Origin of the sequence: Pseudomonas congelans (genome assembly GCF_900103225.1) — a bacterium.
Classification (GTDB): Bacteria; Pseudomonadota; Gammaproteobacteria; order Pseudomonadales; family Pseudomonadaceae; genus Aquipseudomonas; species Aquipseudomonas congelans.
Window position 1 is genome coordinate 49,350 of record NZ_FNJH01000012.1, and the last position, 12,846, is coordinate 62,195.

11 protein-coding genes are annotated in these 12,846 nt (G+C 60.2%); 3 read left to right on the forward strand and 8 right to left on the reverse strand.

Annotated elements, in window-relative coordinates:
• Positions 1–119: 119 nt before the first annotated feature.
• Both ptsP and BLR20_RS25380 read right to left on the reverse strand, forming a co-directional pair.
• Positions 120–2,399, reverse strand: coding sequence for a phosphoenolpyruvate--protein phosphotransferase (gene ptsP, locus BLR20_RS25375; RefSeq protein ID WP_003420161.1), 2,280 nt, complete (start codon positions 2,397–2,399; stop codon positions 120–122).
• Positions 2,400–2,420: 21 nt separating this feature from the next.
• Positions 2,421–2,900 carry an RNA pyrophosphohydrolase gene (locus tag BLR20_RS25380; RefSeq protein WP_002555745.1) on the reverse strand — a complete coding sequence of 160 codons (480 nt, stop codon included), beginning with the start codon at positions 2,898–2,900 and terminating at the stop codon, positions 2,421–2,423.
• A 142-nt stretch (positions 2,901–3,042) separates the two neighbouring features.
• On the opposite strand from BLR20_RS25380, the gene BLR20_RS25385 reads away from it, so the two are divergent.
• Entirely contained in the window at positions 3,043–3,699 is a 657-nt protein-coding gene (locus tag BLR20_RS25385; RefSeq protein WP_054994404.1) for a histidinol-phosphatase, read from the forward strand.
• Positions 3,700–3,712: 13 nt separating this feature from the next.
• On the opposite strand, the gene BLR20_RS25390 is transcribed toward BLR20_RS25385, so the two are convergent.
• On the reverse strand, positions 3,713–4,141 hold the full coding sequence (locus tag BLR20_RS25390; protein ID WP_054994403.1) for a DUF2269 family protein: 429 nt from the start codon (positions 4,139–4,141) through the stop codon (positions 3,713–3,715).
• A 412-nt stretch (positions 4,142–4,553) separates the two neighbouring features.
• Positions 4,554–6,068 (reverse strand): threonine ammonia-lyase, biosynthetic, encoded by a 1,515-nt coding sequence (gene ilvA / locus BLR20_RS25395; RefSeq protein ID WP_074595083.1) that lies wholly within the window; start codon positions 6,066–6,068, stop codon positions 4,554–4,556.
• Positions 6,069–6,228: 160 nt separating this feature from the next.
• Between ilvA and rpiA the strand changes: the two genes are divergently transcribed.
• Positions 6,229–6,900, forward strand: coding sequence for a ribose-5-phosphate isomerase RpiA (rpiA, locus tag BLR20_RS25400; protein WP_010434120.1), 672 nt, complete (start codon positions 6,229–6,231; stop codon positions 6,898–6,900).
• A 45-nt stretch (positions 6,901–6,945) separates the two neighbouring features.
• Here the strand turns inward: rpiA and BLR20_RS25405 are convergent, their stop codons facing one another.
• The 4 genes from BLR20_RS25405 to BLR20_RS25420 all read right to left on the reverse strand — a co-directional run bounded on the left by BLR20_RS25405 (position 6,946) and on the right by BLR20_RS25420 (position 11,227).
• A complete protein-coding gene (locus BLR20_RS25405) occupies positions 6,946–7,851 on the reverse strand; it encodes an SdiA-regulated domain-containing protein (protein WP_025991018.1) in 906 nt (301 codons plus the stop codon).
• Between the two features lie 123 nt (positions 7,852–7,974).
• A complete protein-coding gene (locus BLR20_RS25410) occupies positions 7,975–8,919 on the reverse strand; it encodes an SdiA-regulated domain-containing protein (RefSeq protein WP_054993927.1) in 945 nt (314 codons plus the stop codon).
• A 181-nt stretch (positions 8,920–9,100) separates the two neighbouring features.
• Positions 9,101–9,766 (reverse strand): fumarylacetoacetate hydrolase family protein, encoded by a 666-nt coding sequence (locus BLR20_RS25415; protein WP_010434117.1) that lies wholly within the window; start codon positions 9,764–9,766, stop codon positions 9,101–9,103.
• 66 nt (positions 9,767–9,832) lie between these two features.
• On the reverse strand, positions 9,833–11,227 hold the full coding sequence (locus tag BLR20_RS25420) for an FAD-binding oxidoreductase (protein WP_010434116.1): 1,395 nt from the start codon (positions 11,225–11,227) through the stop codon (positions 9,833–9,835).
• Between the two features lie 160 nt (positions 11,228–11,387).
• Between BLR20_RS25420 and serA the strand changes: the two genes are divergently transcribed.
• Positions 11,388–12,617 (forward strand): phosphoglycerate dehydrogenase, encoded by a 1,230-nt coding sequence (gene serA, locus BLR20_RS25425; RefSeq protein ID WP_032614772.1) that lies wholly within the window; start codon positions 11,388–11,390, stop codon positions 12,615–12,617.
• Positions 12,618–12,846: the final 229 nt, after the last annotated feature.

A 12,846-nucleotide genomic window follows, 5' to 3' on the forward strand; every position in this document is an offset into this window, starting at 1 on the left:
AGCCCAAACGCCCCATTCCCCGGAGTCTGTACCGGCCTCTTCGCGAACAAGTTCGCTCCTATAACGGCAATGTGTCCCCACTGTGGGAGTGAGCTTGCTCGCGAAAGCATTGGAAGCGCTTAGTGCCCTTTGACGGAGCTCGGATTGATCATCCGCGACAGGCCGAGGTTTTTCAGCGCCAGTTGCAGGGAGCTGCTGATGACTTGCGGGTTGTCGTTGGTCATCAGTTGCGCCAGCAGTTCCTTGGCCTTGCTGAGATTGATCTGGCGCAGCATCCATTTCACTTTCGGCAGGTTGGTGGCGTTCATCGACAGGCTGTCGAAGCCCATCGCCATCAACAGCACCGCTGCTGCCGGATCACCCGCCATTTCGCCGCAGATGCTCACTGGCTTGCCCTCGGCGTGGGCATCACGCACCACGCTTTGCAGGGCCTGAAGCACTGCAGGGTGCAGGTAATCATAGAGATCGGCCACCCGCGGGTTGTTGCGGTCCACCGCGAGCAGGTACTGGGTCAGGTCGTTGGAGCCGACCGAGAGGAAGTCCACCTGACGCGCCAGGTCGCGGGTCTGGTAGACCGCCGCCGGCACTTCGATCATCACGCCCACCGGCGGCATCGGCACGTCGGTGCCTTCGTCGCGCACCTCGCCCCAGGCGCGGTGGATCAGGTGCAGCGCTTCTTCCACTTCGTGAGTGCTGGAGATCATCGGCAGCAAGATGCGCAGGTTATTCAGGCCCTCGCTGGCCTTGAGCATGGCGCGGGTCTGGACCAGGAAAATTTCAGGGTGATCGAGGGTGACGCGAATACCGCGCCAGCCGAGGAACGGGTTGTCTTCCTTGATCGGGAAGTAGGACAGCGACTTGTCACCACCGATGTCCAGGCTGCGCATGGTCACCGGCAGAGGATGGAAGGCGGCCAGTTGCTCGCGGTAGATCGCCAGCTGTTCCTTTTCACTCGGGAAGCGCTGGTTGATCATGAACGGCACTTCGGTTCGGTACAGCCCCACCCCTTCGGCGCCACGCTGTTGCGCACGCGCGACGTCGGCCAACAGACCGGTGTTGACCCACAATGGCATGCGATGCCCGTCGAGGGTGACGCAAGGCAGTTCGCGCAGGGCATCCAGGCCCTGAGAGAGCTGACGCTCCTCCTCCACCACCTTGCCGAACTGCTTGCGCATGATTTCGCTGGGGTTGGTGAAGACTTCGCCGTGATAGCCGTCGACCACCAGATCGATACCATCGACCTTGGAATAAGGGAAATCCACCAGGCCCATGACCGTGGGAATACCCATGGCCCGCGCCAGAATCGCAACGTGGGAGTTGCCGGAACCCTGAACCGACACCAGACCGACCAGTTTGCCTTCAGGCACCTCGCCGAGCATGGCCGGGGTCAGCTCTTCACTCACCAGAATCGTGTTGTCGGGATAGACCAGCGCCTGTTGCCGCGCCTCTTGGAGATAGGCCAGCAGACGGCGGCCCAGGTCCTTGACGTCCGACGCCCGCTCGCGCAGGTAGGCATCGTCCATCAGTTCGAAACGTTTGACGTGCTCACTGACCACCGAGCGCAAGGCGCCCTGCGCCCATTGGCCGGTCTTGATGACGTCGGTCACTTCGCTGCCCAGCGAAGCGTCGTCGAGCATCATCAGGTAGACATCGAACAGCGCTCGCTCTTCGGGACGCAACTGGGTAGCCAGCTTGGCTGACAGGGTGCGCATGTCACCGCGCACGCCTTCCAGCGCGTTCTGGAACAGCGCCAACTCGGCAGCGATGTCAGTGACGGTCTTGTCGGGGACCACTTCCAGATCGGCAGGCGGCAGCATGACCACGGCGACACCGACCGCAGCACCCGGCGAGCCGGCGACACCGACGAACTTGGCTTCCTGAATGCCTTTGCCCTGACGACCCAGACCACGGATCGAGCCGGTCGCTTCGGCATGCGCGATAACGCCCGCCAGTTGCGCGCTCATGGTGACCAGGAAGGCTTCTTCGCCCTCGTCGAACTGACGGCGCTCCTTTTGCTGGATGACCAACACACCGACCACACGCCGGTGATGGATGATCGGCGCGCCCAGGAACGAGGCGTAGCGCTCTTCACCGGTTTCGGCGAAATAGCGATAACGAGGGTGATCTGCAGCGTTTTCGAGATTCAGCGGTTCTTCGCGCGTACCGACCAGACCGACCAGGCCTTCATTCGGTGCCATGCTGACTTTGCCGATGGAGCGCTTGTTGAGGCCTTCGGAAGCCATCAGGACAAAGCGGTTGACCTCGGCATCGAGCAGGTAGACCGAGCAGACCTGGCTGCCCATGGCCTCCTTGACGCGCAACACAATAATGCCCAACGCCGCCTTGAGATCCTTGGCGGAGTTAACTTCCTGGACGATCTTGCGCAGCGTATTGAGCATGGCTCGGGGTCGAACTCCGTGTCAGTCGCGCGATAAGAGGCGCGGGGCAAGCTCTTTGAGTGCGCGTCGATACACCTCGCGCTTGAATGTCACCACCTGGCCTAACGGATACCAATAACTGACCCAGCGCCAGCCATCGAACTCCGGTTTACCGGTCAAATCCATCCGCACCCGCTGCTCGTTGGAGATCAGGCGCAGGAGAAACCATTTTTGCTTCTGGCCGATGCACAGCGGCTGGCTGTGGGTTCGGACCAGTCTTTGCGGCAGACGATAGCGCAACCAGCCCCGAGTGCAGGCAAGTATTTGCACATCATGTCGTTCCAGACCGACTTCTTCATTCAATTCACGATAAAGCGCGTCTTCCGGCGTCTCCTGCGGGTTGATACCCCCTTGAGGAAACTGCCAGGCATCCTGGTTAATACGCCGAGCCCATAGGACCTGACCTGCATCGTTTGTCAGAATAATCCCGACATTAGGACGGAAACCATCGGGGTCGATCACGGCAACAACCTCGCAAACGCATGTCGCCGCATTGTTCCACAAAGGCGATCAAACCAGCAACGAGGCTTATCACCTTATGTGAAGACTTGTGAAAACCTCGTATTCTGGGGCTCTTTTTTCAACTATTTCAGCGAGTAACCCTATGCGCCTGGCTTTATTCGACCTCGACAACACCCTTCTGGGCGGCGACAGCGATCACGCCTGGGGCGATTACCTGTGCCGGCGCGGGATCCTTGATGCCGCGACCTACAAGACCCGCAACGACGAGTTCTATCAGGATTACCTGGCCGGCACGCTGAACATGACCGACTACCTGAATTTTACTCTGGAGATTCTGGGCAACACTGACATGGCGCAGCTTGAGCAGTGGCATCGCGAGTTCATGCGCGATTGCATCGAACCGATCATGTTGCCCAAAGCGCTGGAATTGATCGCCAAACACCGTGAGGCCGGCGACAAGCTGGTGGTGATCACTGCCACCAACCGCTTTGTGACCGCACCTATCGTGGCACAACTGGGGATCGATACGCTGCTGGCGACCGAATGCGAGATGCTGGACGGACGCTATACCGGCCACACCACAGGTGTCCCCTGCTTCCGTGAAGGCAAGGTCACGCGCCTCAATCAGTGGCTGCAAGACCACGCGTTCAGCCTTGAGGACAGCTATTTCTACAGTGACTCGATGAACGACCTGCCTCTGCTGGAGCAGGTGGCCAACCCGGTTGCGGTCGATCCGGACGATAAATTGCGTGCCGAAGCCGAGCGACGCGGCTGGCCGGTGATTACCCTGCGTCACTGAGTGCCGGCAATGCTCAGGCCGGTTTGAAGCCCGTCAGACCGGCCATCGCCACGAAACACACGACGCTGATCACCGTCAGCGCCAGGGTAAAGCCTCGCTTGCCGCCTTTGGCACCGAGACGCAAACGGTTGAGCCTGGCCAGCAGCCAGCCCCAACTGCACAGCCCAAGGGTGTAAAGCACGCTGCTGCCCAGCACCCAGGTCTGGCCCAGTGACAACCCTTTCAAATGCACCAGCCACCAGCCACTGAACGGCAACGTCGCCAGGCACACGGCCATCAACACCCAGAAAAACAGTAAAGGCCGCTTGAGCAGGCGATTCTGCACGGTCGTGTCGCCTTCAAGACGCACTTTGACCACCCCACTGGCCAACACCAGGGCGCTGATCAGCAACAACGCGATGGCGGCGATATGCAGGGTATTGAGAGCGATGATGGGTTCCATGACGCGGTGTTCCTCTTGGATCGGGCTTGAGTGAGTTTAGCAGCGCGGACACAAGAGTCGCGCCTTGAAAGCCATCGTGCCCATGCTCCGCGTGGGTATGCCGGTCTGGACACTCTGCGTCCTCTTACGACGCAGAGCGTCGTGAACTGCATTCCCACGCTGGAGCGTGAGGAACGATAGTCGTCAGGGATAACACTATCGTGCCCATCCTCCGCGTGGGTATGCCTGTCTGGATGCTCCGCGTCCTCTTGCGACGCGGAGCGTCGTGAACTGCATTCCCACGCTGGAGCGTGAGGAACGATAGTCGTCAGGGATAACACTATCGTGCCCATGCTCCGAGTGAGCATGCCTGTCTGGACGCTCTGCGTCCTCTTGTGACTCGAAGCGTGAGGAACGAGAAGTATCCACGGCCTCAGCCCAGAAACAAGCGGTACGCCGGGTTCTCGCTCTCATCCCAGTACGGGTAACCGATTTCATCCAGCGCAGCGCCGACCAGATGCCGCTCTTCCTCCGGCACCACCAGCCCGGCAACCACCCGGCCGTCAGCTGCGCCGTGGTTGCGGTAGTGGAACATCGAGATGGTCCAGCGCCCGCCCAGGCGGTTGAGGAAGTTGAACAGCGCGCCCGGTCGCTCCGGGAACTCGAAGCGCAGCACCACTTCATCATTCACCCGCTCGGCATGCCCGCCGACCATGTGGCGAATGTGCAGTTTGGCCAGTTCGTTGTCGGTCAGGTCCAGCACCGGGAAACCCTGTTCGGTCAGGCTGGCAATCAGGGCGCTGCGCGGGTCGTTCTCGGGATGGGTCTGCACGCCGACGAAGATGTGCGCCTCGCGGTCGGTGTGATAGCGGTAGTTGAACTCGGTGATCTGCCGCTTGCCGATGGCCTCGCAGAACGCCTTGAAGCTGCCCGGTTGTTCGGGGATGGTCACGGCAATGATCGCCTCGCGACCTTCGCCCAGTTCGGCGCGCTCGGCCACGTGACGCAAGCGGTCGAAGTTGACGTTGGCCCCGGAGTCGATCGCCACCAGCGTCTGACCGCTGACGCCGCGCTGCTCGACATACTTCTTGATCCCGGCCACGCCCAGCGCGCCGGACGGCTCGGTGATCGAGCGGGTGTCGTCGTAGATGTCCTTGATCGCCGCGCAAATCTCGTCGGTGCTGACGGTGATCACTTCGTCGACATAATGGCGGCACACCTCAAAGGTGTGATGGCCGATCTGCGCTACCGCCACGCCATCGGCAAACAGCCCGACCTGGCTCAGCACCACACGCTCCCCGGCGGCCATCGCCGCCTGCAGGCAGTTGGAGTCGTCCGGCTCGACGCCGATGACCTTGATCTCCGGGCGCAGGTATTTCACGTAGGCCGCGATACCGGCAATCAGACCGCCACCGCCGACCGGGACAAAGATCGCATCCAGCTGGCCCGGTTGCTGACGAAGGATCTCCATCGCCACCGTGCCTTGCCCGGCGATGGTGTCAGGGTCGTCATACGGATGGATGTAGACGAAACCCTGCTCATCGACCAGCTTCAGCGAGTAGGCCAGCGCTTCCGGGAAGGAGTCGCCGTGCAGCACCACAGTGGCACCCCGCGATCGCACGCCCTCGACCTTGATCTCCGGCGTGGTGCGCGGCATGACGATGGTCGCCTTGATCCCCAGCTCACGCGCCGCCAGCGCCAGGCCCTGGGCATGATTGCCCGCTGATGCCGTCACTACCCCACGCGCAGTCTGCTCTGCGGGCAATTGCGCGAGCTTGTTGTACGCACCGCGAATCTTGAACGAGAACACCGGCTGCAGGTCTTCACGCTTGAGCAGCACATGATTGCCCAGCCGTTCGGACAGCTGACGAGCGCCTTGCAGCGGCGTTTCGATGGCGACGTCGTAGACGCGCGAGGTGAGGATTTTCTTGACGTACTGTTCAAGCATCGGGGTGGCATCACTGACGAAGCGGGCAAGGTCGGGAAGTCTACTCTGCGTACTGAAAGACGACCATACGAATGACAGGGCTTTGCGGCGCAGTCGCCGCTATAATGCGGGCCTTTTTGCATTCCCCTCTTCTACCTACATCAGGCACCGTGGAGCCCGCATGACCCAGGATCAACTCAAACAGGCAGTCGCCCAGGCAGCTGTCGACTTCATCCTTCCGAAGCTCGATGACAAAAGCATTGTGGGCGTCGGCACCGGCTCCACGGCCAACTGCTTCATCGATGCGCTGGCAAAGCACAAGGCCGCCTTTGACGGCGCTGTCGCCAGCTCGCAAGCCACTGCGGCGCGCCTCAAGGCGCACGGCATTCCGGTCTATGAGCTGAACACGGTCAGCGATCTGGAGTTCTATGTCGACGGTGCCGACGAAAGCGACGAGCACCTGAACCTGATCAAGGGCGGCGGCGCGGCACTGACTCGCGAAAAAATCGTCGCGGCGGTGGCCAAGACCTTCATCTGCATCGCCGACGGCAGCAAGCTGGTGCCGGTGCTGGGCGCGTTCCCGCTGCCGGTCGAGGTCATCCCGATGGCCCGCAGCCACGTTGCACGGCAACTGGTGAAACTGGGCGGCGACCCGGTTTATCGCGAAGGCGTTCTGACCGACAACGGCAACATCATCATTGATGTGCACAACATGAGCATCACCAATCCGGCGGAGCTGGAAGCACAGATCAACGCCATCGTCGGCGTGGTCACCAATGGCCTGTTCGCCGCACGTCCGGCCGACTTGTTGCTGCTGGGCACCGCTGAAGGCGTGAAAACCCTGACGCGCTGATAAAACCGGTCATGCCCACGCAAGGTGGGCATGTGCCTCACAGGCTCAAGGCTTGCGGAACACGTAAAACAGGTTCGGCTCGCTCACCAGATACAGCGTCCCTTCCGCGTCCATGGCCATCCCTTCAGCCTGCGGAACGTCCTTGCTCAGCCCCATCGCCCCTTTTGCCAGCGAGCCGCTGCCAATCGGATGACCGCTGGTGTCGAGTTCGAGAATGCGCTTCGATTCATCGGACAACGCCAGCAAGTGGCCGCTGGTTTCATCGAATTGCAGGCTGGAGAGGTCACGAACCGACAATCGGCCATCACGCTTGCTGTTGGAGATGACCTGCAGATTGCCGGGAGCCTCGGAGTTGGTCTTGGGAAAGCCGCGCACTTCGATGATCTGCACCGGATCACGCTCGCGGGCGACAAACAGGCGCTTGCCGACCGAATCATAGGCCAGCCCTTCATAGCCCTTGTTGCCGCTGGCGGTGATGCCCAGCGTCAGTTGCTCGGCCTGGGCTGCATCGAGACTTTTGGTGTTGTCATCGACGTGAATCTGAATCAGCCGGAGCCGACGCTCATCGCTGATCACATAGGTGCCCGGGCTGATGTATTCGACGGCCTCGGCATCACCGAACCCCACCAGCGGAATGCGCCGCAGGACGCGACCGTCCAGGCTCAGCTCGACCAGTTCGGGGTTCTGGTTGGTCACGGTAAACAGGCTCTTGCGGTCCGGGTCGTAGCTAAGGCCCGAGACATCATCCTGCAGCCCGTCGATCACCTGTGCTTCTGTGACGACGCGGTACTGGTCCAGGCCAATGGACTGAAGCGAGTCGGACTGCCAGAACACCTGCCAGTCGAACAGGGCGCTTTCAACATAGCGGTATCGTTGATTGGCGATCACGAACACCACGATCAGGGGTACAAGGGCGAGAAGCAGGACTAAAGAGCGAGTAGAGCGACGCATGAAAGGTGACTCGGACGGATTGAGCGGACGGGATTGATACCATGCCATCCTGAAAGCAAGCTTAATGGCATGGTGCTATGTTTTGCCGAGTGTATCGGCGACCTGTGTAGCTGCCGTCCTGGCTCAGTGCTTGTGAAGCGCCCTGTGAAACGAATAGAACAGGTTCGGTTCGCTGACCATATACAGCGTACCGGCCTCATCGAGGGCGACGCCTTCTGCGCGCGGAATTGTATCCTTCAAACCGTTCATGCCGCCCAACAATGTCATGAAGCTCACCTGCTCGCCTTGATCATCGACTTCCAGCAACATGTGCGAATCGGCAGACAGCGCGAGCATGTGGCCCGTGCGCGGGTCGATGCTCAACGAGGACAGATTGCGCATGTCCAGCGAGCGACTTGGTAGCGGTTGCTTGTCGCCTGTCAGCACGTCGCTGCCATCACTTTTCCAGGTGTACAGCGCGGGAGGCCGTTCCTCACCCAGTATCAGCTGCTGACGCTGCGGGTCCCAGGCGACGCCTTCGAAGCCCTTGTTCTGGTTGGAGGACTTGCCGAGTTCATACTGGGGGAAATCCGCGATGTTCAGGGTGGTGGTGTCTGCATTCACTTTAACGATGGTCAACTTGTGCTGGCGCTCGTCAGTGATCGCAATCAGGCCATCGTTCATGACAGCAACGCCTTCCGGATTGCTCCAGCCCACCAAGGGGATCTTGCGCATTACATCGCCCGTGAGCGTCAGCTCCACCAGAAACGCATTTTTGCCCATGACCGCAAATAGCGTTTTGGTCACCGGGTTGTAGGACAGGTCCGACGCCTCGTCCTTTTCCATGCCTGGCAACACCTTTGCGTCGATATCCACATGGTAGTCCGGCAGCCAGATGCTGGCGTGACGACCTGCCTTGCTCTCGAACCGCTCCTGAAACCAGAGCAGCGCGCGATCATCCCAATGCATGATGAAAGCCAGCCCATAGCCCAGCAAGGCAACCACTAACAACCACGAATACCAGCGCATGTTGCGCAGGAAAGCGAAGCGTTTTTTGGTACGAGGCGGCGTTGCGGCAGTACTGGCCATTCATGTGTTCCTGAGCAAATGAGACTTCATGACGACGTGGTGCCCTTGCAGGGACGGCCGGATTATCCAGAACAGGTGTGAAAAAAACGCAAAACCGACTGGACTATCAGTCACCCCACAAACAAAAGCCACCCGAGAGTGATCCCGCGTGGCTTTGGGCGCTGCTTGAAATGCTGTCGGCTTACCTGACGACGCTCTCGAACGGCGTCTGCCCGACCAGTTCCAGAGCGATCTGGTCGCCGGCTTCGAACGGCCCGACACCGGCAGGCGTGCCGGTCATGATCAGGTCGCCGGCCTGCAGCGAGAAGTTGGCTGCCATGTGCTGGATCATCGGCACGATCGGGTTGAGCATCATGCTGCTGTTGCCGTCCTGAACCACCTTGCCATTGAGGGTCAGGCGGATACCGATGTCTTCCAGATCAGGGAAGGTCTCGGCGGGCACGAACGGCGGGATCACCGCAGCGCCGTCGAAACACTTGGCCAGCTCCCACGGCAGGCCTTTCTCACGCAAACGCGACTGGACGTCACGCAACGTCAGGTCCAGGCCAGGCGCAAAACCGCTGATCGCGTCGAGTACTTCTTCGCGCGAAGGGTCCTTGCTCAGGGGCTTGCCGATCAACACCACGATCTCGGCTTCGTAATGCACCGAACCACGGTCTGCCGGGATGGTGAAGCCACCCTCCAGCGCAACCACCGCGCTGCCGGGTTTCATGAACAGCAGCGGTTCGGTAGGCACCGCGTTGCCCAGTTCCTTGGCGTGTTCGGCGTAGTTACGCCCGATGCAGACCACTTTACCCAGCGGGAAGTGAATGTTGGTGCCATCGACATATTTGTGCTGGTAGCTCATGACGTCTCCTGAGGCTGTAAGAGGTAGCCTGCTTATTGTTGCGGCGGATCAAACTGTTGCGACGGATCAAACGGCGAAGATTTTTCCGGGATTCATGATCCCGTTGGGATCGAACACCGCTTTCAACGCCTTCATGTATTCGATTTCGACCGGCGAGCGACTGTACGTCAAATAGTCACGCTTGGTCATCCCGACGCCGTGCTCGGCCGAAATCGAGCCGTTGTACTTTTCGACGGTCTCGAACACCCACTTGTTGACCCGGGCACATTTGACGAAGAACTCGTCCTTGTCGAGGCTCTCGGGTTTGAGGATGTTCAGGTGCAGGTTGCCGTCGCCAATGTGGCCGTACCACAGCACTTCGAAGTCCGGATAGTGTTCGGCAACGATGGCATCGATTTCAGCCAGGAACTCGGGCACTTTCGAGACTGTGACCGAGATATCGTTTTTGTACGGCGTGAAGTGCGAGATGGTTTCCGAGATGTACTCGCGCAGCTTCCACAGGTTGCGTAATTGCTGCTCGCTCTGGCTCATCACGCCGTCCAGCACCCAACCCTGCTCGACGCAGTGCTCGAAAGTCGCCAGGGCCTGATCGGCCAGGTCTTCGGTGGTTGCTTCGAATTCCAGCAACACATAGAACGGGCATGGCGTGTCGAAAGGCGACGGCACGTCACCACGCGCCATGACCCGGGCGAAGGATTTGTCCGAGAAGAATTCGAAGGCCGTCAGGTCGAGCCTGCCGTGAAAGGCATGCAGCACCGGCATGATCGAGTTGAAGTCCGAGGTGCCCAGCACCATCGCGGTGAGGTTCTTCGGCGCGCGATCGAGGCGCATGGTCGCTTCGACGACAAAGCCCAGCGTACCTTCGGCACCGATGAACAGCTGACGCAAATCGTAGCCGGTGGCGTTCTTGATCAGGTCCTTGTTCAGCTCCAGCAGGTCGCCCTTGCCGGTGACCACCTTGAGGCCGGCGACCCAATTGCGCGTCATGCCGTAGCGAATGACCTTGATACCGCCCGCATTGGTGCCGATATTGCCGCCGATCTGGCTGGAGCCCGAAGACGCGAAGTCGACCGGGTAATAAAGGCCGTTTTCTTCAGCCAGCGCCTGCAATTGTCGGGTGATCACGCCGGGCTGACAGACCGCCGTGCGGTCGGTGAGGTTCAGATCCAGCACCCGGTTCATGTAATCGAACGAAACGACCACTTCGCCGTTGGCGGCCACCGCGGCCGCCGAAAGCCCGGTTCGTCCACCCGAAGGCACCAGCGCCACGAGCCGTTCATTGGCCCAGCGTACGATGGCCTGCACTTGTTCGGTGGTCTTGGGGAATACGATGGCCAATGGTGCGGGGGTGAACTGCTTGGTCCAGTCCTTGCCGTAAGTCTCCAGAGAACCGGCGTCAGTGAGTACCTTGCCGGGTTCAACCAGGGTCTGCAGCTCATCAATCAAAACGCGATCGGTCATTGAATCAACTCTCGAACGATTCATGGGCATCCTGAGAACGGTTCACGTTCGGGATGAGGTTTCGCGGGGCTCATATGCTAGCATACGCCCCCCGCGAGTCGTGCCCAGCGCCGATCCGGCCACCCCCTGCCAATTTTCTTCGGGACACAGGTTTACGCAGATGAGCAAGACTTCCCTCGACAAGAGCAAGATCAAGTTCCTTCTTCTCGAAGGCGTTCACCAATCCGCTGTCGACGTCCTCAAGGCAGCCGGTTACACCAGCATCGAGTACCACACCAAGTCTCTGCCGGAAGCCGAACTGAAAGAAAAGATCGCCGACGCTCATTTCATCGGTATCCGCTCCCGTACTCAGTTGACCGAAGAGCTGTTCGATTGCGCCAAGAAGCTGGTTGCGGTCGGCTGCTTCTGCATCGGCACCAACCAGGTTGACCTCAACGCGGCGCGCGAGCGCGGTATCGCAGTGTTCAATGCGCCCTACTCCAATACCCGTTCGGTCGCCGAACTGGTGCTGGCCGAAGCCATCCTGCTGCTGCGCGGTATCCCCGAGAAGAACGCTTCCTGCCACCGTGGCGGCTGGATCAAGAGCGCGGCCAATTCCTTCGAGATCCGTGGCAAGAAGCTGGGCATCATCGGTTACGGCTCGATCGGTACGCAGCTGTCGGTGCTGGCCGAAGGTCTGGGCATGCAGGTGTACTTCTACGACACGCTGACCAAACTGCCACTGGGCAACGCCACTCAGGTATCGAGCCTGAACGAGCTGCTGGGCATGTCCGATATCGTCACGCTGCACGTTCCGGAAACCTCGGAAACCCAGTGGATGATCGGCGAAAAAGAAATCCGCGCGATGAAGAAGGGCAGCATCCTGATCAACGCTGCGCGTGGCACGGTGGTCGAGCTGGACGCACTGGCCGACGCCATCAAGGACAAGCACCTGATCGGCGCCGCCATCGACGTGTTCCCGATCGAGCCGCGCTCGAACGACGACATTTTCGAGAGCCCCCTGCGCGGTCTGGACAACGTGATCCTGACGCCGCACATCGGTGGTTCCACAGCCGAAGCGCAGGCCAACATCGGTCTGGAAGTCGCGGAAAAGCTGGTCAAGTACAGCGACAACGGTACGTCGGTGTCCTCGGTCAACTTCCCGGAAGTCGCCCTGCCTGCGCACCCTGGCAAGCACCGTCTGCTGCACATCCACGAAAACATCCCGGGCGTGCTCAGCGAGATCAACAAGGTCTTCGCCGAGAACGGTATCAACATCTCCGGTCAGTTCCTGCAGACCAACGAGAAAGTCGGCTACGTGGTCATCGACGTCGACGCCGAATACTCCGACCTCGCTCAGGCCAAGCTGCAACAGATCAAAGGCACCATCCGCAGCCGCGTGTTGTTCTGATCTGATCTGATCGCCGTGCCCACCCCGTGTGGGCACGCTTTCTGTAATTTCCCGCGCTACACCGCCCCTTCAAGACCGGACGCAGAACGTCCAGAACTGCATGCCCACGCAGAGCATGGGCACGATCAGTGGTCTCGCGAACACCTATCGTTCCTCACGCTCCAGCGTGGGAATGCCGTTCGTGACGCTCTGCGTCACACGTATGGAAATCGGACGCAGAGCGTCCAGA